This is a genomic window from Novosphingobium sp. (assembly GCF_036820275.1).
Classification (GTDB): domain Bacteria; phylum Pseudomonadota; class Alphaproteobacteria; order Sphingomonadales; family Sphingomonadaceae; genus Novosphingobium.
Genome location: NZ_DAISLT010000003.1, coordinates 254,821 through 276,540, shown reverse-complemented (window position 1 = coordinate 276,540; position 21,720 = coordinate 254,821). Strand labels below are relative to the sequence as shown.

27 protein-coding genes and 1 pseudogene are annotated in these 21,720 nt (G+C 65.5%); 11 read left to right on the top strand and 17 right to left on the bottom strand.

The window, feature by feature from the left end; all coding sequences use genetic code 11:
• The 6 genes and pseudogenes from V7066_RS04085 to V7066_RS04060 form a co-directional block, all read right to left on the bottom strand.
• A pseudogene (locus V7066_RS04085) lies at positions 1-382 on the bottom strand (hypothetical protein); the annotation flags it as partial.
• 112 nt (positions 383-494) lie between these two features.
• A complete protein-coding gene (tilS, locus tag V7066_RS04080; RefSeq protein ID WP_334181957.1) occupies positions 495-1,472 on the bottom strand; it encodes a tRNA lysidine(34) synthetase TilS in 978 nt (325 codons plus the stop codon).
• Positions 1,473-1,476: 4 nt separating this feature from the next.
• Positions 1,477-2,415 (bottom strand): tetratricopeptide repeat protein, encoded by a 939-nt coding sequence (locus V7066_RS04075; protein ID WP_334181956.1) that lies wholly within the window; start codon positions 2,413-2,415, stop codon positions 1,477-1,479.
• A gap of 145 nt (positions 2,416-2,560) precedes the next feature.
• The gene (locus tag V7066_RS04070) at positions 2,561-3,457 is read right to left on the bottom strand and encodes a helix-turn-helix domain-containing protein (protein WP_334181955.1); all 897 of its coding nucleotides are present in this window, start codon (positions 3,455-3,457) and stop codon (positions 2,561-2,563) included.
• Between the two features lie 246 nt (positions 3,458-3,703).
• Entirely contained in the window at positions 3,704-5,980 is a 2,277-nt protein-coding gene (ptsP, locus tag V7066_RS04065; RefSeq protein WP_334181954.1) for a phosphoenolpyruvate--protein phosphotransferase, read from the bottom strand.
• Positions 5,981-6,184: 204 nt separating this feature from the next.
• A complete protein-coding gene (locus V7066_RS04060) occupies positions 6,185-6,340 on the bottom strand; it encodes a YdcH family protein (RefSeq protein WP_086490165.1) in 156 nt (51 codons plus the stop codon).
• A gap of 224 nt (positions 6,341-6,564) precedes the next feature.
• On the opposite strand from V7066_RS04060, the gene V7066_RS04055 reads away from it, so the two are divergent.
• The 5 genes from V7066_RS04055 (at position 6,565) to V7066_RS04035 (ending at position 9,856) form a co-directional block, all read left to right on the top strand.
• Positions 6,565-6,762 carry a YdcH family protein gene (locus tag V7066_RS04055; RefSeq protein WP_334181953.1) on the top strand — a complete coding sequence of 66 codons (198 nt, stop codon included), beginning with the start codon at positions 6,565-6,567 and terminating at the stop codon, positions 6,760-6,762.
• Between the two features lie 121 nt (positions 6,763-6,883).
• Positions 6,884-7,336, top strand: coding sequence for a DUF1465 family protein (locus V7066_RS04050; RefSeq protein WP_334181952.1), 453 nt, complete (start codon positions 6,884-6,886; stop codon positions 7,334-7,336).
• Positions 7,337-7,378: 42 nt separating this feature from the next.
• Positions 7,379-8,266 (top strand): MBL fold metallo-hydrolase, encoded by an 888-nt coding sequence (locus V7066_RS04045; protein WP_334181951.1) that lies wholly within the window; start codon positions 7,379-7,381, stop codon positions 8,264-8,266.
• A 108-nt stretch (positions 8,267-8,374) separates the two neighbouring features.
• Positions 8,375-9,361 (top strand): quinolinate synthase NadA, encoded by a 987-nt coding sequence (gene nadA / locus V7066_RS04040; protein ID WP_334181950.1) that lies wholly within the window; start codon positions 8,375-8,377, stop codon positions 9,359-9,361.
• Positions 9,362-9,649: 288 nt separating this feature from the next.
• A complete protein-coding gene (locus V7066_RS04035; RefSeq protein WP_334181949.1) occupies positions 9,650-9,856 on the top strand; it encodes a cold-shock protein in 207 nt (68 codons plus the stop codon).
• An 85-nt stretch (positions 9,857-9,941) separates the two neighbouring features.
• Here the strand turns inward: V7066_RS04035 and V7066_RS04030 are convergent, their stop codons facing one another.
• The 5 genes from V7066_RS04030 to V7066_RS04010 all read right to left on the bottom strand — a co-directional run bounded on the left by V7066_RS04030 (position 9,942) and on the right by V7066_RS04010 (position 12,438).
• Positions 9,942-10,091 (bottom strand): hypothetical protein, encoded by a 150-nt coding sequence (locus V7066_RS04030; RefSeq protein WP_334181948.1) that lies wholly within the window; start codon positions 10,089-10,091, stop codon positions 9,942-9,944.
• A 35-nt stretch (positions 10,092-10,126) separates the two neighbouring features.
• A complete protein-coding gene (infA, locus tag V7066_RS04025) occupies positions 10,127-10,396 on the bottom strand; it encodes a translation initiation factor IF-1 (RefSeq protein ID WP_334181947.1) in 270 nt (89 codons plus the stop codon).
• Between the two features lie 179 nt (positions 10,397-10,575).
• Positions 10,576-11,124: a pseudouridine synthase gene (locus tag V7066_RS04020; RefSeq protein ID WP_334181946.1), complete on the bottom strand. Its 549-nt coding sequence runs from the start codon at positions 11,122-11,124 to the stop codon at positions 10,576-10,578.
• Between the two features lie 72 nt (positions 11,125-11,196).
• Positions 11,197-12,180, bottom strand: coding sequence for a TerC family protein (locus V7066_RS04015; protein WP_334181945.1), 984 nt, complete (start codon positions 12,178-12,180; stop codon positions 11,197-11,199).
• Between the two features lie 72 nt (positions 12,181-12,252).
• On the bottom strand, positions 12,253-12,438 hold the full coding sequence (locus V7066_RS04010) for a DUF465 domain-containing protein (protein ID WP_334181944.1): 186 nt from the start codon (positions 12,436-12,438) through the stop codon (positions 12,253-12,255).
• 275 nt (positions 12,439-12,713) lie between these two features.
• Between V7066_RS04010 and V7066_RS04005 the strand changes: the two genes are divergently transcribed.
• The 6 genes from V7066_RS04005 to V7066_RS03980 all read left to right on the top strand — a co-directional run bounded on the left by V7066_RS04005 (position 12,714) and on the right by V7066_RS03980 (position 16,271).
• Positions 12,714-13,625, top strand: coding sequence for an SPFH domain-containing protein (locus V7066_RS04005; protein WP_334181943.1), 912 nt, complete (start codon positions 12,714-12,716; stop codon positions 13,623-13,625).
• Positions 13,626-13,637: 12 nt separating this feature from the next.
• On the top strand, positions 13,638-13,859 hold the full coding sequence (locus tag V7066_RS04000) for a toxin-antitoxin system HicB family antitoxin (protein ID WP_334181942.1): 222 nt from the start codon (positions 13,638-13,640) through the stop codon (positions 13,857-13,859).
• Entirely contained in the window at positions 13,859-14,440 is a 582-nt protein-coding gene (locus tag V7066_RS03995) for a hypothetical protein (RefSeq protein WP_334181941.1), read from the top strand. The genes V7066_RS04000 and V7066_RS03995 overlap by 1 nt, the downstream gene beginning before the upstream one ends.
• Before the next feature lie 77 nt (positions 14,441-14,517).
• Complete coding sequence (locus V7066_RS03990) at positions 14,518-15,474, top strand: right-handed parallel beta-helix repeat-containing protein (RefSeq protein ID WP_334181940.1); 957 nt, start codon at positions 14,518-14,520, stop codon at positions 15,472-15,474.
• A gap of 62 nt (positions 15,475-15,536) precedes the next feature.
• Positions 15,537-15,908, top strand: a complete 372-nt coding sequence (locus V7066_RS03985; RefSeq protein WP_334181939.1) for a hypothetical protein — start codon at positions 15,537-15,539, stop codon at positions 15,906-15,908.
• A 63-nt stretch (positions 15,909-15,971) separates the two neighbouring features.
• A complete protein-coding gene (locus tag V7066_RS03980) occupies positions 15,972-16,271 on the top strand; it encodes a hypothetical protein (protein ID WP_334181938.1) in 300 nt (99 codons plus the stop codon).
• A 105-nt stretch (positions 16,272-16,376) separates the two neighbouring features.
• On the opposite strand, the gene ribA is transcribed toward V7066_RS03980, so the two are convergent.
• From ribA to V7066_RS03950, 6 genes are all read right to left on the bottom strand, one after another.
• On the bottom strand, positions 16,377-17,495 hold the full coding sequence (gene ribA, locus V7066_RS03975; RefSeq protein WP_334181972.1) for a GTP cyclohydrolase II: 1,119 nt from the start codon (positions 17,493-17,495) through the stop codon (positions 16,377-16,379).
• Positions 17,444-18,232 carry an exodeoxyribonuclease III gene (gene xth / locus V7066_RS03970; RefSeq protein WP_334181937.1) on the bottom strand — a complete coding sequence of 263 codons (789 nt, stop codon included), beginning with the start codon at positions 18,230-18,232 and terminating at the stop codon, positions 17,444-17,446. The genes ribA and xth overlap by 52 nt, the downstream gene beginning before the upstream one ends.
• 524 nt (positions 18,233-18,756) lie before the next feature.
• Entirely contained in the window at positions 18,757-19,413 is a 657-nt protein-coding gene (locus V7066_RS03965) for a LolA family protein (RefSeq protein WP_334181936.1), read from the bottom strand.
• Between the two features lie 63 nt (positions 19,414-19,476).
• On the bottom strand, positions 19,477-19,644 hold the full coding sequence (gene rpmG / locus V7066_RS03960; RefSeq protein WP_021232219.1) for a 50S ribosomal protein L33: 168 nt from the start codon (positions 19,642-19,644) through the stop codon (positions 19,477-19,479).
• 304 nt (positions 19,645-19,948) lie between these two features.
• A complete protein-coding gene (gene ppk2 / locus V7066_RS03955) occupies positions 19,949-20,758 on the bottom strand; it encodes a polyphosphate kinase 2 (protein ID WP_334181935.1) in 810 nt (269 codons plus the stop codon).
• Between the two features lie 15 nt (positions 20,759-20,773).
• Entirely contained in the window at positions 20,774-21,586 is an 813-nt protein-coding gene (locus V7066_RS03950) for an undecaprenyl-diphosphate phosphatase (RefSeq protein ID WP_334181934.1), read from the bottom strand.
• Positions 21,587-21,720: the final 134 nt, after the last annotated feature.

Here is a 21,720-nt window from a genome sequence, read left to right as displayed (position 1 = left end):
AGTCCCACGCCATCCGCTGCCGCAGCGCCGGCGCCAGCACCAGCGCCGCCAGCAGTCCGCAGGGACCGGCGCCGATCACCACCGGGCGCGGCCCGTCGTAGTCGGCGGGCGCGTGGGTGACGAACTTGTACGAGGTATCGGGCGTCGGGCGGACATGCTGGTCGCCGTGGTGGGCAGCCAGGACTTTCGCCTCGTCCGTCAGTACCAGGTCGAGCGTGTAGACCAGCTTGATCGCGTTCTTCCGCCGCGCGTCGTTGCCCCGGCGCACCACGATGACGCGTTCCAGTTCTTCCGCCGCGATTCCCAGCCGCGCGCAGACGGCGGCGTCAAGGTCCTCGGGAGCATGGTCGAGCGGCAGGGTAAGGTCGGACAAGCGTAACATCCGCGCGCCCTTATACCTGTTCGGCCCATGACGCCACGGGTTTGCGGGGCTGACGGGTTTCCCGGATCGGGAGAACCGCGCAAGGCGCTGTGTTCCCACCGATAGGGACGGCTTACGTTTTCCTGCGCGCCGCGCGCACCGGCGCCCGTGCGAAGCTCCAGCCGCCGGCATTGGGCCGCACCACGAGTTCGCCAATCGAGGCCGGGCGACCTTCCCCCAGACTCTCCAGCAAGCGCGCCACGGCGCCGCCGCGCGGCTCCTCGCCGCCGAGTTCGGTGACGCAGCGCGCCAGCACCCGCAGCACGACGGCGCGCGGCGCCTGGGGGCGATAGCGCAGGCCCATCGGCTCCTTACTCACGCAAGAGCGCCATTCCAGCGCCGCCATCCAGTCCAGCGCCGCATCGGCTTCGGCCAAATGCTCGGCGCAGCGGGCCACGGCGGCCACATCCAGCCACTCGGCCGAGGCGAGCGCCTTGCGAATGCGAACACGGTCGAAACGGTCGTTGGCGTTGCTCGGGTCCTGCACGGTATCGACACCGGCCTGCTCGACGACCGCGCCCAGCTCGGCGCGGCGCCAGTCGAGCACCGGCCGCAGCAGCGGGATCGGCGTGCCCGGCACCTTCCCGCGACCGCGCGCACCGGCCAAGCCGGCAACGCCGCTGGCGCGGTTGAGGCGCATGAGCAGGGTCTCGGCCTGATCGTCGGCATGATGAGCGGTGGCGAGGGCGGCAAGCCCCCGGCGTTCGATCCACGCCGCCATGGCCGCATAACGCGCGGCTCGTGCCTCGGCCTGGACATTGCCCGGCGCGACCTCGACCGTCAGAGTCTCGTGCGGAACCCCGAGTTCGGCGCAGAGCGCGGCCACGGCAGCGGCTTCTTCCGCGCTCTCGGGCCGCAGCCCGTGATCGACGGTCGCGGCTTCCACCCGTCCCGGCACCGCTGCATGGGCCAGCAACAGGAGCGCCGTGCTGTCCGGCCCGCCGGAGACGGCCACGGCGAGGCGGGCATCGCTCTCGATCTCCGGCCAGACCGCCGCCAGCCCCGCCCGAAACCGTTCGACAGTCTCGGGCGCGAGGACGGGGGTCAACACCGGATCAGGCGCACTTGAGCCCACTGCGGGTGGAATCGTAAGTGCCCTTGAGGCGACCGGCCGCTTCCGCTGCGTAAGTCTCGCTGAATTCGGCCAGCGCAATGCAGGCGCGCTTGGTGTCCTTGAGCTGCTTCATCGACACGGCGAGATAGAGCAGGCTGTCCGGCGCACGGTCGCCGCGCTTGTCGGTCTGGTAGTTCTGGACGAACCACTTGGCCGCTTCCAGCGCATTGCCGTCGTCCAGATAGGCACGACCCAGCAGGTTGCGACCAAAGCTCGCGCGCGGGTGCTTGGGATACTTTTCGAGGTAGAGCTTAAGCTGCTGCTGTGCCTCGGGATAGAACTTCGCTTCCCAGAGGCGGAAGCCGTAGCTGTACTCGTCGTCGGCGGCATCGCCGGACTGCGGCTTGACGACGGCACGAACCGCCTCGATCCGCGAGTTCGACGGAGCGGCCGGACGCGATGGGGCAGCCGTTACCGGAGTCGGCGCAGGCGCGGGCGAAAATCCGGGAGCGGGCTGCTGCTGGATCGGTGCGGGCGACATCGCACCCGGCTCCGGCGCGGCGGCGGCACCGGCCGCAAGGCGCGCCTCAAGCTGGTTGATGCGGTTGGTGTTCTGCTCGACCTGCGAGGTCAGCTGGCGCAGTTGGCCTTCCACCGCATCGATGCGGACGAGCACATCGGCGATCGGCGTCGAGGCGGGCTGGCCCGGCATCGGCGTGGGAGTCGGCGTGGCGGGCGTGATCTGCGGCTCGAAGAACTTGCCGTCGCCGCCCGGAAATACCTTGCGCTGGAGGGCGCGGACTTCGGATTCCACCTTGTTCAGGCGGGTATTGGTGTTGTCCTGCGCCTGGGCCGGCAGACTTGCGCCCACCAGCGCAAATGCCACGACGCTCGTCGCGGCAAGGCGCATGCTGCGCAGATCCATCGAAAAACGGTTCATCGCCAAGTCTACTCCGTGTCAGGGCGCCCCGCGCGCCCTATCGGGTTCCGCGACGCCATGGACAGGAGAAACGGAACCGCTCGTTAACCAGAAAATGCCTTGCGGGCGGAATTGCCGCAAGCGTGGCCACCTTGTCGAGGCAGGCTCAGTTCGAAGTGGTGGAAAGCGCAGCCGGAGCCGATGCGCCTGCGGTGGGGACCGTCGCTGCCGGAGCCGGTGCAGAGACCGGCGCCGTCGCCTGCCCCCGCGCCAGCAGGTCGGCGGGAAGCAGCGAGACACCGGACATCACCGTGGGCTTGGTCGCCAGCGGGGCAAGGGCCTTGCCGCCGACCGTGATCGCCAGACCGTCAGGACGGCCGAGACGAAGCTGCGGGGCCTGCGCACCTTGCGGCACGGTCCAGCTTTCGCCCTGCTTCAGCGTCTTTTCCAGCAGCTTGCCGGTATTGTCGGTCACGCGCAGCCAGACGCCGTCGACGGTGGCCGTGAGCACGACCGGACCATTGGTCGGCTGCGGCGCGGGCGCCGGAGCCTGCGTCGCGGCGACGGTGGCGGCGGGCTTCGGCGCATCGGACGTCAGATCGGGAAGCTGTCCCTCGGGCGAGAGATAGCTGCTCCAGAACACCAGCAGCAGCGCGATCACCACGACCGCACCGGCAGCGGCGACCCAAGCGAGGCGCACGGAAGGAACACGGGCCGGGTCGCCCGGCTCGAAATGCGGAACCACGACCGGCTCGCGCGCGCCCTCGGCATCGAGCTGGCGGCGGACCTGTTCGGCAATGGCCTTGTCGTCCAGCCCCAGGGCACGGGCATAAGTGCGGGAAAAGCCGACGGCATAAGTGCGCGCGGCCAGATCACCCAGACGATCTTCCTCGATGGCGGAAAGGTGGCGCTCGGCAATCCTCGTCTTGACGGCGATCTGCGCAAGGGTCAGCCCCGCCGCCTCGCGCGCCTTTCGGAAAGTCGCACCTACTGTAGACGAAGAGCCACCGGCCCCGACATCGGCCATACCTTCGGACGGCTCTTGATTTTCAACGTTTTCCATTCCGCTCCCGAAGGGATGGTAGATTTGAACCTGACGGGAATCCACCAAACCGCGCGAGAATCCAAAGTCAATCACGACACAGCGGACAACTCGATCGTTTTGCGGCGGATGCGACCCCGTGCACGGCGAGTAACATCCCCGCAAGTCTGCTTTATGTCAATTCTCGCTCAAGACGTGAATCGGGGGAAATCCAGAGTTCTCTCGCGGAACAGGCACATTATCCCCGCCGGATTCTCATTCCGTCCCTCAATCCACGGCAATATCGCGCTCGGCGGCCCAGGCGGTCAGCGCTGCGCGCATGTCCTGAGGCGGATGGGCCAACCAACCTGCCATGGCCGCCTCGATCTCGCCGATATCGATCTGACCGACGAGATCCTTGATCGGGCCGACCGAAGCCGGGGTGATCGACAGGCGCCGGATGCCCAGCCCCAGCAGCGCCAGGGCCTCCAGTCGGCGACCGCCCATCTCGCCGCAGACGGCGATATCGACATTGTGCCCGTCCACGCTGCGGACCACCCGGCGCAGGAAGCGCAGGATCGCCGGACTCACCCAGTCGTAGCGCTCGGCCAGCTTGGGATTGGCGCGATCGGCGGCGAACAGGAACTGGGTGAGATCGTTGGTGCCGATCGACAGGAACGAGATCTTCGGCGCCAGCAGGTCGAGCTGTTCCGCCAGAGCCGGAACCTCCAGCATGATCCCGTAGTGGATCGCCTCGGGCAGCTGCTTCTTCTGGCTGCGCAGGAAAGCGAGCTGCTTTTCGAAGACGGCCTTGGCCTGGTCGAACTCCCAAGGCTCGGCCACCAGCGGGAACATGACATGGAGCGTGCGCCCACCCGCCGCTTCCAGCAGCGCGCGTGCCTGCACCTTGAGCAATCCCTCGCGTTCGAGCGCGACGCGCAGGGCGCGCCAGCCCATCGCCGGATTCTCCTCGCCCTCGCCGTCGTCGTGGCGGAGGTACGGCAGGGTCTTGTCGCCGCCGATGTCGACGGTGCGGAACTTCACCGGCTTGTCCCCGGCAGCCTCCATCACGTCGCGATAGAGCCGCGTCTGCCGCTCTCGCGAGGGCAGCGTGGCCGAGACCAGGAACTGAAACTCGGTGCGGAACAGGCCGATGCCGTCGGCGCCGGTCTGGCTGAGATTGGCGATATCATCACGCAGGCCCGCGTTGATCATCACCTGGATGCGAGTGCCGTCGCGGGTGGTCGGCTGCACTTCGCGCAAGGCCGCATAAGCGGCCTGCCGCTGGCGGCTCTTGGCGAAGCGCGCCTCGAAAGCCTCTATCACCCCGGCTGGAGGACGAACCATCGCGCTGGCCTGATCGGCGTCGAGCAGAAGCTGGTCGCCTTCGCGCACCACGCCGCGCAGGCCCCGCACGCGGCCGAGCACCGGAATGCCCATGGCCCGCGCGACGATGACGACGTGGCTGGTGAGCGAGCCTTCCTCCAGGATGACGCCCTTGAGGCGGCGCTTGTCATATTCGAGCAGTTCGGCCGGGCCGAGGTTGCGGGCGATCAGGATCGCGTCGTTGCGCAGGCCCAGCGAGGCGGCAGTGCCCATCTGGCCGGAGACGATCCGCAGCAGGCGGTTCGCCAGATCCTCCAGATCGTGCATCCGGTCCGCCAGCAGGGGATCGTCGATCTGGCGCATGCGCATGCGGGTGCGCTGCTGCACGCGCTCGATCGCGGCTTCGGCGGTGAGGCCGGAATCGATCGCCTCGTTGATCCGCCGCGTCCAGCCTTCGTCGTAGGCGAACATGCGGTAGGTATCGAGCACTTCCTCATGCTCGCCGCCCATGCCGAATTCAGCCTGGCTGGCCATGCGGTCGATCTGCTCGCGCATCTTGTCGAAAGCATGGATCACGCGCTGGCGCTCGGCCTCGGTATCCTCGGCCACGACATGCTCGATATTGACGCGCGGCTGATGATAGACCGCCTGCCCCGAGGCCAGCCCCTTCACCAGCGTCAACCCGCGCAGCTGCTCCGGGCCGGTCAGAGCCGCGCCCGAGCCTTGGACGTCCACCTCGTCGATCAGGTCGGCATTGGTGATGAGTTCGGACAGGACCATGGCGACCGTCTGGAGCGCCTCGATCTCGACTTCCTCGTAACGACGCGGCTCGACGTGCTGGACGCAGAGCACGCCCGCGGCGCGCTCGCGGCGCACGATCGGCACGCCCGCGAAGGAGTGGTAGCGATCCTCGCCGGTTTCGGGGCGATAGGAAAAGTCCGGGTGCGCGGCGGCTTCGGCCAGGTTCAGCGTTTCGATCCGGTCGGCGATCGTGCCGACGAGGCCTTCGCCCACCGCCATCCGGGTGACGTGCACGGCTTCCTGCGCAAGGCCCCGCGTCGCGAACAGCTCCAGCATGCCCTCGCGCAGGAGATAGATCGAGCAGACCTCGCTGTTGAGGCATTCGCCGATCACTTCGACCACGGTATTGAGCTTGGCCTGGGCGTGATTTCGCGACGCCATGACCTCGTGGAGGCGGGTGAGGATGTTTCGTGCTGCTTCTACGGCGCCGCTGGTCATGAAACCCGCGTAACCCAAAGCGAGCGCTTTGGAAACGCGGTGGCGTCAAAAGTGCGCGTTAAAAGATGTGTTAGTAGGACAAAGGGAAGTTTGCGCTTCTGCACCTGGAGGAGGAAGCACCGGGTAAACGAATCGCGGCTGCCCCCGATGCGCTCGTCCGAGAACGAGCCGCACCGGAGGCGCCTGATGAAGCGTTATACGCGCTTAATGGCGGGAGATCTCTTCCTTGATCCTGAGCTTCCGCTTCTTGAGGGCCTGAATCATGGCTGCGTCAGGTATCGGGCGGCTCATCTCGTCATGAATCTGTCTTTCGATTCCGGCATGCTTGAGCTGCAGAGCGCTGACGTGCGAACTATCCATGGACGGTTCTCCTCTATTTTCGGGGGGTGGGCCGGCCCCCATGCCCGCGACCTCTCTTGGCGACTCGGCATGAGCAATCCGGCGCAAAACGGATGGAACCACATCCGGCCCATCTTGCGAAGAGCGCTAATGCTTCATATCGGTGAATCGCGTGTCTGCTGCGTCGAGCAGGGCATGGAAAATTCGCATCCGCAGACTGCCATTCGAGAGTAGGAAATCCCGGCGTGACCGAAGAGGAAATGCGTAAACGCCTAGAAATCCTCAAGATCGAGCATCGCGATCTCGACGCGGCGATCGATGCCCTGACCATGCCTGGCGCCGGCGACCAGTTGCAGATCGCCCGCCTGAAAAAGCGCAAGCTGCGGCTGAAGGATCAGATCGCAGTGATCGAGGACTTCCTGATTCCGGATATCATCGCGTAGTTTGCTCGACCTCGCGGCCGGGCAAAAAACCGTACCGATTGGAGACAAGGGCCGGATTCGTCACGGGAAATGCCATTCGGGCAGTTGCCCCGGACTCGCCGTTCGGAAATACCAGCCCCGCATGCCCAACTCCGCGACCATAAATCCACGCATCGTCGAGGCGCTCTATTGCGAAGCGCTGCTGCTGGCGGACGAGGTGCGTCATGTCTTCGATTGGCCGGGAAGAGCGGACAATGACGAACCCTTGCGCCTGGCCCTGTCGAGCGAAGGTCTGCGCACGACCACGCGGATGATGCATGCCATCGCCTGGCTGCTGAACCACCGCGCCTATTTCATGGGCGAGATCAGCCATTTCGAGCTGCGCCGCAACGGCCGCCTCTCGCCGGACCTGCGCCATTCGGAAACGGCCGGGCTGGCACGCCTGCAGCCGGAAATCGTCGATCTGGTCGAGACCACCCAGCGCTTCTACGACCGGCTGCTGCGTCTCGACAGCCGCTGGCGCCTGTTCGGCGAAGTGCAGCCGAGCGCGATCGAGCGCCTGCGCCAACGCCTGGAACGTCGGCTCGCGAGCTGAGAGCCGCTCGACAGGGCCTTCGCGAATCCCCATATCGGCCGCATGGACGCGCTGAAAGACATCGAGAAGCCCTATGCCGAAGCCGAGCGGATCGCCCCGCTCGTGCGCCGCGTGCTGGCGCGGAACCCCTCGCCTTTCACGTTCACAGGCACCCAGACCTATATCGTCGGCGACGGCCCCGAGGTCGCGGTGATCGACCCCGGCCCGGCCGATCCCGAACATCTGGACGCAATGCTGGCAGCGGTCGGCGACGCGAAAGTCGTGGCGATCTGCTGCACCCATACCCACCGCGACCACTCGCCCGCCGCCGCCCCGCTGAAGGCGCTGACCGGCGCGCCGATCGTCGGCTGCGCGCCGCTGACGCTCGACGACGACGGCCCGCGCGCCGATGCCGCCTTCGACCCCGACTACCGCCCCGACCGCGTGCTGGCGGACGGCGAGACGATCTCGGGCCAGGGCTGGACCTTGGAAGCCGTCTCCACCCCGGGCCATACTTCCAACCACGTCTGCTTCGCCCTGCGCGAAACCGGCGCGGTGTTCACCGGCGATCACGTCATGGGTTGGTCCACCAGCGTCGTCTCCCCGCCGGACGGGGACATGACCGACTATCTCGCCAGCCTCCAGAAGCTCTACGAACGCGAGCAGGACACCGTCTATTTCCCCGCCCACGGCCCGGCGGTGGAGAAGCCGCGCCAGCTCGTGCGCGGGATGATCGGTCATCGTCGCCAGCGCGAGCGGCAGATTCTCCGGCAGATAGAAGGCGGTAATCACACCGTCGCGGCGATGGTGCCGCAGATGTACAAGGGCGTGGACGAGCGCCTCTGGCCTGCCGCCGGGCGTTCGGTGCTGGCACACCTGCTCGATCTGGAACGCCGCGACCTCGTGACTCATCAGGATGATATCTGGTCGCTGCGCGCACCGGATGCCTGATCGCGCCATATTTTCCTTGGGTCTCGCCACAAGCATCCCTAGATAGGCGCCAAATCCCGGCAGCCGAAACATCGGTAAAACGCCGGAGCGACCAGACAGAGGGATACCATGACCGTAATGCCCGCCGACCTTTCCGGTATCGACGTGCGCGCCGAAATCGAGCGGCTGCGCAAGGAACGCAATGCGGTCATCCTGGCGCACTACTATCAGCGTCCCGAGCTTCAGGACCTGGCCGACTTCGTGGGCGACAGCCTGGAACTCAGCCGCAAGGCCGCCGAGACCGACGCCGACGTGATCGCCTTCTGCGGCGTGAAATTCATGGCCGAAACCGCCAAGATCCTCTCGCCGAACAAGATCGTGGTGCTGCCCGACCTCGAGGCCGGGTGCAGCCTGGAAGATTCCTGCCCGCCCGAGAAGTTCGCCGCATTCCGCGCCGCGCATCCGGACCATATCGCACTCACCTACATCAACTGCTCGACCGAGGTGAAGGCGCTGTCCGACATCATCGTCACCAGCTCCAGCGCCGAGACGATCCTCCAGCAGATCCCCGCCGACCAGAAGATCATCTTCGGGCCGGACCGTCACCTCGGCGGCTATCTCAGCCGCAAGTTCGGGCGCGAGATGCTGCTGTGGCCGGGCGTCTGCATCGTCCACGAAGCGTTCTCGGAAACCGAACTGCTCAAGCTGAAGGCGCAGCACCCGACCGCGCCGATCGCCGCGCATCCCGAGTGCCCGCCGCATATCGTCGACCATGCGGACTACGTCGGCTCGACCAGCGGCATCCTGCAATATGCCAAGACCACGGATGCCGACACGCTGATCGTCGCCACCGAGCCGCACATCATCCACCAGATGCAGCTCGCCATCCCGAACAAGACCTTCATCGGCGCGCCGGGTGCGGACGGCAACTGCAACTGCAACATCTGCCCCTACATGGCGCTGAACACGCTGGAAAAGCTCTACATCGCGCTGCGCGACCTGGAGCCGCGCATCGAGATCGACGAACAGCTTCGCCTCGATGCCAAGAAGAGCCTCGACCGCATGCTCGACATGGCCAGCGGCACCGTGGGCAAGGGCGATCTCGGCACACGCTGAGGTCGGAACCGAAGCCAAACGATTGCATGGAACAATGCGAGCCGCGAAAACGGCTCGCGCCCGTGATTCCGGGGACTTAACCGGTTGCCATTAGGTATCGGCCGTAGGCCATGCTACATCCGTCCTGCTGATGTCGAATTTGCAACGGGGTGTCGCCACGGGATGGCGGGCGCGGAAAGTCTTTTCCCGTCCGCTTTGCCTGGGACGATTTCCTTTCAATTGACGATGTGACGCACGACCGGCCTTCCCTCCGGAAGGCCCAACTTCGTTTCTTGAAAGGAAGCAGACATGCCGATCGGAACCGTAAAGTTCTTCAATGCCGACAAGGGTTACGGCTTCATCGCTCCGGAAGACGGCGGCCAGGACAGCTTCGTCCACATTACCGCCGTGCAGAACGCCGGGATGCAAACGCTCGAAAAGGAACAGCGCCTCTCCTATGACGTCGAAGTGGGCCGCAATGGCAAGGCTTCGGCGGTCAACCTGAAGTCGGCCTGATTTCCGCTCCGCCTTAGCGGATATGAAAAACCCCCGCGGGCAAAGGCCAGCGGGGGTTTTTTCATAAGCTCTTCGGGCCGGAGGGTCAGTCGACCATGGCAGCGACGATGCGCCGCAGGTCCTGCCGCGAGAGCGCTCCCGGTTCGCCTTCGCGCCGGAAACCGGCGGCAAGAAGCGGAACGGAATGAGGTACAGCGTGGACGCGCTTGAAGGCGTCCGGTCTTTGGTAGTTCATGTAGTCCTTATAGGCGGCATCGGAGCCGCATCCTGTTATCTTCTGAAATTGCTGCGCCGCTTGGGCGGACCGCCCGTCTGTCCGGGGGTGCGTTCACGGAAGACGATCCGGCCCTTGGTCAGATCGTAAGGCGTCATTTCAACGTGTACACGATCGCCGACGACCGAGCGGATGCGAAACTTGCGCATCTTGCCCGCGGTATAGGCGATAATACGATGCTCGTTGTCGAGCACCACGGCGAAACGTCCGTCGGGAAGGATTTCTTCGATGAAACCCTCCATGGTCAGCAGTTCTTCCTTGGCCAATGCATCCAGTCCGAAAAAAGGGTTGCCCCAAAGCTGCCGCGCGTGAGGCGCGAATCGGCCTTGAGGGCCAGACAGCTGAAATGGGGAGAAGAGGCTGCCAAATGCAGCCGTCAGTTCCCGTCGCAGGCGACGTAGCTCGGCCTATATAGAGTATATCGCGAAAAATGCAAGTCGGGCACTTACACCACTATTTCGCGCCATTCTCCGGGAGCCAGACCATCGAGCGACCACGCCCCGATGCGCTGGCGCACGAGGCGCAGGGTCGGATGGCCGACCGCCGCGGTCATGCGGCGGACCTGACGGTTACGGCCTTCGGTAATGGTCAGTTCGATCCAGCAGTCCGCCACGGTCTTGCGGAAGCGCACGGGCGGATTGCGCGGCCAGAGCTGCGGATCCTCGATACGCCGCGCCGAGGCCGGGCGAGTCGGCCCGTCGTTCAGCACGACGCCGTTGCGCAGCGCTTCGAGCGCCGCCTCGTCCGGCTCGCCTTCCACTTGCGCAAGGTAGGTCTTGGCGGTCTTGTAGCGCGGGTCGGAAATCCGCGACTGGAGGCGGCCGTCGTCGGTGAGCAGCAGCAGCCCTTCGCTATCGCGGTCGAGCCGCCCCGCCGGATAGACGCCGGGCAGATCGATGAAGTCCGAGAGCGTCGCGCGCGGCGTGGGCGACCGCGCATCGGTGAACTGCGAGAGGACGTCGTAGGGCTTGTTGAACAGGATGAGGCGCGCCATCCGCTCGCCCTAGCATCGCGCCCCTCCTGTTCATAGCCGAAGGACTCGGGCCACCGACTCACGGCCGATGGGTCAGTGGCCGAGCTGCGGCTCCTCCCCCCGCGTCTTCCACAAGGACCAGCCGACGCCGCCCGCGATCAGCGCCAAGGTCACGCCGAGACTGACGAGCGGCGGGAACTTTGCTCCGCCGAGCACGAAGTCGGCCACCAGAATCTTCGCCCCGATGAACACCAGCACCAGCGCCAGCGCATACTTCAGGTAGTGGAAGCGGTGCACCATCGCCGCCAGCGCGAAGTAGAGCGCGCGCAGGCCGAGGATCGCCATGATGTTCGAGGTGTAGACGATGAAGGTGTCGGTGGTGATCGAGAAGATCGCCGGCACCGAGTCCACCGCGAAGACCAGGTCGGCGAGGTTGATGACCACCAGCGCCAGGAACAGCGGCGTCGCCGCCCAGACCAGCCGGCCCGCGGAGTTGCGCTCCCGCACGAAGAAGTGCTCGCCGTAATGCGCCTTGGTCACGCGCATGTGGCGCGAGATCCAGCGAATCACCGGGTTGTTGCCGATGTCCGGGTCCTGCTCCTTGGCGAAAAGCATCTTCACGCCGGTGAACACGAGGAAGGCGGCGAACAGGTACATCACCCAGTGCGCCTGGGAGACCAGCGCCACGCCGCCCGCGATCATCAGGCCGCGCAGCACGATCACCGCCAGGATGCCCCAGAGCAAGGCGCGATACTGGTACTTCGGCGCGATCGCGAAGAAGCCGAAGATCATCGAGATCACAAAGACGTTGTCGATCGAGAGCGCCTTCTCGATGAAATAGCCGGTGAAGTAGGCAATGCCGTCTTCCGAACCCTTGGCCCACCAGACCCAGCCGCCGAAGGCCATGGCGATGGCAATGTAGAACACCGAGAGCTTCAGCGATTCGGCGATGCCCATCTCCCGGTCTTCCTTGTGCAGGAAGCCGAGGTCGAAAGCGGTCAGAAGGAAGACGAGGCCGGCGAAGGCCAGCCAGAACCATGCGGGTGTTCCCAGCAGGTCATGAAAGAGAAAATCCACGGGGTTGCTCCCGAAACACATTGAAACAGGAAGCGCCGACGCGAAAATGGGGGGAACGCGCCGGCGCGAGGGTTACAGACCGTTGGCCGCGATTGCTGGGGGGAGTAGCAACCGCGCAAGTCTGCCCCTGAACTCCTGTTTCAGTCTCTTCAGCCTTGCGATCTCCGAAGGATCGGCAAAGCGTCTGCCCTGCGCGAGGCGCAGCAGGGCGTCGAGCTTCTGGTTTCGCTCAAGCAGGCGGAACATCTGGTCGGTCATAGTCAAATCCCTATCGAACGGTTGGTGGTTCGATCGGATGACCCGAAACAAGGTTCCTGTTGCCTGAGCTGTGGGGGCTGAATGGACCCCGGAACCTGCATCGGTTTCACCCGATGCGGTCCGACATCACGAGGCGCTTCCAAGGGAAACGCCGCGCCAGAGGGGCCCGGCCCGCACCCGTCACATAGCCATCGCATCCGCGTTTTTCAACCCTGCTTGACCGAATGTGCACTTATGATATTAAGGTGATATCACTTTAAGAGGGGAAACGCGCGATGGCCGATACGCATCTTCCGATCAACTCCAGCCATGAAATCAGGGCGTCCAGCATGAACGGCTACCTCATGCTGCTGATCTTCCTCGGCGTGCTTGCCGCCATCTTCATGGGTGTGGTGACGCTGGCGAGCGGCGATCCCGCCCCTTCCGCCGTGCTGGGTTTCCTCGCCCTCGTCGTTCCCGCCGTGATCGCCGAAGTGCTGATCGCCTCGGGCTTCTACATGATCCAGCCGAATCAGGCGGCGGCGGTCACGCTGTTCGGCTCCTATCGCGGCACCGACCGCGTGGCGGGGCTGCGCTGGGTCTGGCCTTGGATGGCCAAGCGCAAGATCTCGGTGCGCGCCAACAACGTCGTGTCGGAGAAGCTCAAGGTGAACGACTTGCGCGGCAATCCGATCGAGATCGCCACCAATGTCGTCTGGCGCGTGGCCGATACCGCGCAGGCGCTCTACGACGTGGACGACTACAAGGCCTTCGTGAACGTCCAGATCGAAGCCGCCGTGCGCTCGATCGGTTCGCGCTATGCCTATGACGACGTCGAGGATGCCGAGATCACCCTGCGCGGCAGCCACGAGCAGGTGAACGCCGAACTGCGCACCGAACTGATCGAGCGCCTGCGCGTGGCGGGCATCACCGTGGACGAATGCGGCCTTACCCACCTTGCCTATGCGCCGGAGATCGCCGGAGCCATGCTGCGCCGCCAGCAGGCCGAAGCGGTGATCGCCGCCCGCCGCAAGCTGGTCGAAGGCGCGGTCTCGATGGTCGAGATGGCGCTTGCCCAGCTTTCCGAGAAGAACGTGGTCGAACTCGACGACGAACGCCGCGCGGCGATGGTCTCCAACCTGATGGTCGTGCTCTGCGGCGAGCGGGACACCCAGCCGGTCGTCAATACCGGCACGCTATACCAGTAGGATCGCGGGCGGATGGCGAGTCCGAGCAAGAAGGCCTTTGCCCTGCGGCTGGACCCGGCGCTGCACGAGGCGCTGGAACGCTGCGCCGCGGCCGACTTCCGCTCGGTCAATGCCCAGGTCGAAGTGCTGCTGCGCGAGGCGCTCGCCCGGCGCGGCATGAAAGTGGAGGCCAGCACCCCGCCTCGCCGGGGCCGCCCGCCTGCCGTACCCGAGTGTCCGGAGGCCGAAACCTGATGCACGAACCGCAGAACCATCATGCCTGGTTCGCCGCGCGCCGGTTCGGCTTCGGCGTCGGCCTGCCGATCGCCTGGCAGGGCTGGCTGCTGCTGCTCGCCTATTTCACCGCACTCGCGGGCATCAAGTGGCTCGATCATTCCGCCTGGTCGGGCGGCAAGGCTTTCGCCTTCGCACTGTTCCTGCCCATCACGGCGATCTTTCTGGTTGTCGCGAAGGCGCGCACGGCACGCAAGACAAGCCCCGCCGAGATCGAGCGCAAGGATGAAGTCACCATGCCCCAGGAAGACACCCTGTTCATCTGCTACCGGAGGGGCTGGCAGCTCAAATGCCAGCCGCGCGGCCGGGCCGGATGGCTGGCCCTTGCAGGCTGGACGCTTCCGCTACTGCCCCTGAGTCTCGGCCTTGCATGGATGCTGCTGCGCTTTCCCGAAAACGTGACAGCCATCGCTATCGCCTTCACGCTGATCGTAGTGCTGTGGTCCGCCGTCATGGTGCTATGGATCGTCAGCCACAGCGAGATGGTAGACCTCAAGGCACGACCGAAGCCGGAGCGCCGCCGCCAAAAGGAGCGCCGATAGCCCCGAAGCTCTGTCCCGCCGTGGGACGCGGCAAAAGCCTGTGCAGCGTTCCGCTCCACAGGCGCTAGACCGGTGCCATGAACCGCTCGACCCGACTCGCCCTTGCCTGCGGCCTTCCGCTGCTCGCCGCCGTTCCCGCCGCCACCTCGTTCGGCCAGACGGAGAACGCCGCGCCCTATACCGTGGTCGAGACGGGTCGCAGCTTCACCCGTCTGCAAGACGCGGTGGACGCCATCGGCGAAGGCAACGGCACGATCCGCTTCGCCTCGCTGCGCTTCTCGGACTGCGCGGTGCAGAGCAAGGGTGAGATCACCTATCAGGCGCAGGTCCCCGGCCAGTCGGTGCTCGACGGCAAGGCCTGCGAGGACAAGGCGGCGCTCGTCCTGCGCGGACGCGGTGCGCGGATCGAGGGACTGGTCTTCGCCAATATCCGGGTGCCGGACAAGAACGGCGCGGGCGTGCGGCTGGAGCACGGCAACCTCTCGGTCTCGCAGGCCTGGTTCCGCGACAGCGAGCAGGGCCTGCTCAGCGGCGAGGATCCGGAAGGCACGATCGCGATCGACAAGTCCACCTTCACCCGCCTCGGCACCTGCGAAGGCTCCGGCTGCGCGCATTCGCTCTATATCGGCAACTATGGTTCTCTGACGGTGACACGCAGCCGCTTCGAGGCAGGCACCGGCGGCCACTACGTGAAGAGCCGTGCGGCGCGGATCGAGGTGCTGAACTCCAGCTTCGACGATTCCGCCGGGCACGAGACGAACTACATGATCGACCTGCCCGAAGGCGCCACCGGGCGCATCGCCGGCAACTGGTTCGTGCAGGGCCGCGACAAGGAGAACTACTCCGCCTTCATCGCCGTCGCCGCCGAGCACCGCAGCCATCCTTCGGCGGGCCTGACGGTCGAAGGCAACAATGCGCGTTTCGCCCCCGGCATCGACCGGCACAGCGCCTTCGTGGCCGACTGGTCGGGCGAGCCGCTGAAGCTCGGCGAAAACGCGTTGGGCACGGGTCTGTCCTCTTTCGAGAAGCGCTGAGAGGGCGCGCTACTCCCTCTGACGGGCTTGCCTCGGCCCATCGTTGACCCTAGCTTTCGGGGATGCCGAGCGGCCCGCAACAGATACTGGCCTCCTTCACCCGCTTCCGGATCTGGGGGCTGCTGCTGCTGGCGGCGATCGGCCTCCAGGCGGGCGAGCCGATTCGCGCACCGCTGGAACGAACGCAAGGCTCGGCCTTCAGCGCGGCCACCGCCGATCTGGCCCTGGCAACCGGACGCCGGGTCGAATCCGGCAAGGCGCAGGCCCTGCCCACGCCCGCGCTTCCGCCGATGGCGCCGACCACCTTCGCTGCCCCGCGCCTCGCCCTCCTGCCCGCGACCACGCGCCCGCACTTGCGCCCCGATGTCCGCGGCCCGCCGCCGCGCCGTCACCCCGCGCGGCTTCCCGACAGCACCGCACCGCCGCTCGCCTGATCCGCCTCGCGCGGCGCCGCCTTCGCGCGCGCCGTACCCGAATGCAGATCAAGGACAGCCGCCATGTCTTCAGAAAATATCGAGGCCCTGCGCACCGCCGACCGCGAGCGCATGGCATCCCTCTTCGTCCGCTATCCCGCGCTGACGGAAGCCGAACTTGAGGAAATCCACGCCTGGTTCAACCGGCGCGCGACTTCGCTCGACCTCGGCCTGCTCGCCGGAATGCCGGAAATCGCCGAACAGTTTCAGGAATATCGCGCCCAGCATCACGACCGCTTCAAGCCGAGCGACATCGGCAAGGCGGCGCTGTTCATAGGCGCGGTTGCAGCCGTCGTCGGATCGATCGTCATCATGATCCCCTGACCGACGGTCCCGGAGCGCGGCACCCCCTCATACCCTCGTTCGCGCTCCGGGCTTTTTGCTGCAGAGGTCAACGCCTGTTCTTGCCCGGACTTCAGTCCGGACAAACTACAATATATGCCCGGTGCGATCCCGCTTGGTTTCGAGATAGCGCGCATTGTGCGGGTTCGGTGGCAACTGGTGCGGCACCCGCTCGACCACCTCGACGCCGACACCTTCGAGCGCGGCGACTTTGGCCGGATTGTTGGTCATCAGCCGGATCGCCGCGACTCCCAGAAGGTCGAGCATCCGCGCCGCCACCGGGAAATCGCGCGCTTCGGTCGGCAGGCCGAGGCGATTGTTGGCATCCACCGTGTCGTAGCCAAGGTCTTGTAGACTGTAAGCCCTCAGCTTGTTGACGAGACCGATGCCGCGCCCTTCCTGCCGGAGGTAGAGCAGCACGCCCCAGCCGCCGTCCCTGGCCTCGTCGGCCATGGCCCGCAGCGCCGCATCGAGTTGCGGGCCGCAGTCGCATTTCAGGCTGCCGAGGATATCGCCGGTCAAGCATTCCGAGTGGAGCCGCACCAGCGGCGCCCGGTCGCCGTCCTGCTCGCCGATCACCAGTGCGACATGTTCGCGCAAGTCGTCCAGCGAACGGAAGGCGACGATCTCCGCTTCCTCGCAGGCCGCCACCGGCAGGCGCGCGCGCGAGGCGATGACGAGACGCCCGGTGTCCTTCCATTCCGCGAGATCTGCAGGCGAGACGGACTGCGCCTCGCCTTCAAGGTCGGGCGAGACGAGGAAGGCAGGCAGGATACCGGCGAGCCGCGCCAGTTCCATCGCCGTGCGAGCGAGATCGATGTCTTCGATATGCTCGGCGGCGAAGGGGCCTTTCATCGGATGCGCCAGATCCAGCGCCGGGTCCGCCACCGCGCGGGCGGTCTCCAGATCGAACGGCTCTGCCGCGCGAATCAGTACGGGCGCCTCGGGAACGGCCGCCTCGCGCTGGTTGGCAAGCTTGAGCGTCACCGCCCGCGCCGCCGAGATCAGCATGCGGGGCGCCGTAACGCCCGGTGCAAAGCCGGTCTCGGCCGGGAGCAGGACGGCGCCTTCGCCCATCCGCACCGGCCAGCCATGGCGCAGCGCGTCCAGCGCCAGCGCGACCCGGCGCGACCCGGCGGAAGGCAAGTCGGTGCTCAGAGCTCGAACTCCGTGACGAGCGGAACGTGGTCGCTCGGCTGTTCCCAGCGGCGGGTCTCCTCGACGAAGCTGTGCGCCCGCGCCTGCTTCGCAAGGTCGGGCGAGGCCCACATGTGGTCGAGGCGGCGGCCCTGGTCCTTCTGGCGCCAGTAGCTGCGATAGGACCACCAGGAATAGTTGCGTTCCGGCGCGGGGATGAATTCACGGCCCAGATCGACCCAGCCGTGGGCATCGCGGAAGCGCCCGAGCGTCTCCACTTCGATCGGCGTGTGGCTGACGACCTTGAGCAGGGCCTTGTGGTCGTAGACGTCCGATTCGAGCGGGGCGATGTTGAAGTCGCCGACGATCAGGGTGGGCCGGTCGATCTTGTCGGCCCAGCGCGTCATGCGTTCGAGGAAGTCCAGCTTCTGGCCGAACTTCAGGTTCACTTCGCGGTCAGCGATGTCGCCGCCGGCGGGGATGTAGACGTTCTCCAGGATCATGCCCTGCCCGGCGCCCTGAAGCTCCACGCCGACATGGCGCGCCTCGCCGTTGTCCTGCCAGTCATGGCGGCTGAACTCGGTGAACGGCACGCGGCTGACCGTGGCGACGCCGTGGTAGCCCTTCTGCCCATGGATCGCGCGATGCGTGTAACCGATTCGCTCGAACATCTCGTGCGGGAAGAGGTGCTCGGCGACCTTGATCTCCTGGAGGCAGAGCACGTCGGGCGACTGCTCGGTCAGGAAACGCTCGACCTGGTCGATGCGAAGGCGGACAGAATTGATGTTCCAGGTGGCGATTTTCATGCCGCAGGCAATAGGGATGCCAACCCGCAATTGCCAGAGGTGCCGGGCGAAAACACTGGCGACGAAGCGACATGCTGCCCGTGCCCCTCCACCACGCTTCGCGTGGTCCCCCTCCCCCGAGGGGGAGGAACGCGCACTTTTTCGGGCTTGTGGTCTGGTCCAGGCCGGAGCGAGAATGGTGCCGGTAGAGAACCGGAGCGGAGCGGCCTTCTGGCCGTGAGCACCGGAAGCGCAGACAGGTGCCATTCGCAGCCCGGCATGGGCCAGACCACAAGCCCGAAAAACAAAAACCCTCGGTCCGGGGGCAGAGGACCGAGGGTTCATGTAAGCGTTCGTCACGCTAAATCAGAGGACCCTTGTGGAGGCGTGGGCAACAGGGGGGAAACCCGCCTCGAGCCGCTCTGACCATCTCAATGTAGGTGCTCTTGGCTTGCTGGCAAGTGAACGGAATTCAGAAAAGTGTCGCATTCCGTCGCAGCCAGCGGGCAACTCGCGACCAAGCGGTGCGCCTTATCGACGAGTACTTATCGGCGCGTCCTAGGACGCGGGTCGACCCAGCGGAAATCGTTGTCGGTCACCGGAACACCGTAGCGCTGATTCGACAGCGAGATCGTGGTGCGCTTGTTCTGCGAATCGAGCGAGACCCAGTAGCTCAGCTCAAGCCCGCCCGGCGCCGAGGCCTTGCGGGTGAAGATCAGGGTTATGACGCCGTACTCGGGATGCGAGCGGTCGCGCACTTCGATGCTGACGACGTTGGGATTGCCGGTCTGCTTGACGGTGCCGAACTTCGCCACGTCGCGCTTGGGATCGAGCAGCGCGCCGAGCGGGCTGTTGCTGATCGGCCAGCGCTGCACTTGGCGCACCGAGTAGTCGATCATGGTCAGCGCCTTGCCGTCGCTGACGATCAGCATCTGGGCGCTCTTCTCGTACTGGAAGCGGATCTTGCCGGGACGCATCAGCGTCAACTGGCCGGTCAGGCTCTGGCCGTTGCGGTCCGTCTGGACGAAATCGGCCTTCATCGTCGAGATCGCGCGCAGCGCCTCGACGGCCTGGCTCAGTTGCGCCGAATCATCGGATGGCGCAGCCAGCGCGGGCGTCGCCGGAAGGAGGGCAGGAACGCAAAGCGCGGCCAAACTGGCCGCGCCTACGCAAGAGCGAAAGATCTTGAAGGTGCGGTTCATGATGCTCCCATTGGGTTTGCAGGCTTGAACCGCCCCTTAATCGCAAAGTTCCCGAAGGAAGCCTTACTTGATCTTGGCTTCCTTGAAGTCGACGTGCTTGCGCACGACGGGATCGTACTTGCGGAAGGTCATCTTCTCGGTCGTGTTGCGCGGGTTCTTCTTGGTGACGTAGAAGAAGCCGGTGTCGGCGGTCGAGACAAGACGGATCTTGACGGTTGCGGGCTTCGCCATGGCGGTTTCCTGTATCTCTCGTTTCAGCCGCCCTGGCCGGCCGGCGTTCCGTTGAAAAATTTCAGGGCGGCAATCGAGCGCCGCCCCTCAAGGTTGCGGCCCATGCGATAGTGACAGCCCAAAGTCAAGCGGAAGAGTCTTTTCCACTGGGCTTCCACCCAGTCAAAACGGCCATTCGGCCGTTTTGTGCGGCACCGGCCCACGCCCCCACCCGACCTCCCATCAAGGGTACACTAAATGGTAGGTCGGGTGGGGGCGTGGGCCGGTGCCGCAAGCCATTCGCGGATGCGAATGGCGCACTCAACTAAGACTCATCGAAGGAGTCGATCGGCTCCAGAACGCCGAATTTCTCGTTGTAGGGCGCGTGATTCAGTTTCGGCATCTTGATCGTTTGCGGCTCGACCTTGGTGTCGGGCAGGCGGTCCAGCAGATCGCGCACCAGTGTGAGCCGACCGATTCGCTGGTCGTTGAAGTCCACCACCGTCCAGGGCGCATGCTTCTTGTGCGTGGCCTTGAGCATGACTTCGCGCGCCTTGGTGTAGTCCTCGTAGCGCTCGCGCGCGGCGACGTCGATCGGGGAGAGCTTCCAGCGCTTGAGCGGATCGTCGAGTCGCTCGTGGAGGCGCTCCTCCTGCTTATCCTGGTCGCAGGCGAGCCAGTACTTGAACAGCAGGATGCCGTCGTCGACCAGCATGCGCTCGAACACCGGAGCCTGCTGGAGGAAGCGCTTCACTTCCCAGCCGGTCGCGAAGCCCATGACTTTCTCGACCCCGGCGCGGTTGTACCAACTGCGGTCGAACAGCACGATCTCTCCGCGAGTCGGCAGGTGCTCTGCATAGCGCTGGAAGTACCATTGGCCTTGCTCGCGCTCGCTGGGCGCGGTGAGCGCGACGGTGCGGCACTGGCGGGGATTGAGCTGGCCGCCGACGGCCTTGATCGCCCCACCCTTGCCTGCGGTGTCCCGTCCTTCGAACAGGACGACGATGCGGGCGCCGGTGGAGGAAGCCCAGCGGGCCATGCCCACCAGCTCCTCCTGCATCGGCTCCAGCAGCTTTTCGTATTCCTTACGCCCCAGTTTGTTTTGGCCGAGCTTCTTGGGTTCTTTCTCGGCCATGGCGTAAATCCCTGATCAGACCTGCGAAAGCAGGAAGAGTGCAAGTGCGCCGGCAACGATACGATACCAGGCGAACGGTGCAAAGCCCGAGCGGCTGACGAAGGCCATGAAGGCCTTGATGACGACCAGTGCCACCACGAAGGAGACGGCAAAACCGATCCCGATCTCGCCCCAGCCCACCGGACCGGCACCGGCCATCAGTTCCTTGTGATGCTTGAGCAGTTCCAGCGTCGTTGCGCCGATCATCGTCGGCACCGCCAGGAAGAAGCTGAATTCGGCCGCCGTCCGGCGCTCGACACCCATCGACAGCGCGCCCATGATCGTCGCGCCCGAACGGCTGACGCCGGGAACCATCGCCAGGCACTGCGCTAGGCCGACGCCGATGCACTTGACGGCGGGCAGCTCGGAAACGCCGGTCAGCGGACCGGGCTTGGCCACTTTCTCGATCCCGAGGATGGCGATGCCGCCGATGATCAGCGCCCAGGCGACCACGGCGGGTTCGCCCAGCAGGCCCTCGATATAATTGTTGAACAGCAGGCCCAGCACGGCCGAGGGAATGAACGCCAGCAGCACGTTGCGCACGAAACGGATCGAGGTGGGATTGAGCTTGAGCAGCCCCATGCCCACCGCCCAGAACGTGCGCCAGAACTGCACGATCACCGCCAGGATCGCGCCCAGCTGAATGACGATGTTGAAAGTGGCCCACTGGCTCGAATCGTACCCGAACAGCCGCGTGGCCAGAATCAGGTGGCCGGTCGAGGAGACGGGCAGGAATTCGGTGAGGCCCTCGACAATGCCGAGGAGGATCGCGGTAAGGGTCAAGCTCATGGGGCGCAGGTCATGCCGGACGCACCGGCCAAGTCAACCCGCCCGGAGGCTCTCCAGTCCCTATAGTCGTTCAGAAAATACGGCTGGGCGTATTTTGCAGTCGGGGCCCGGTCTTCATCAGACCGAGCCCCTGT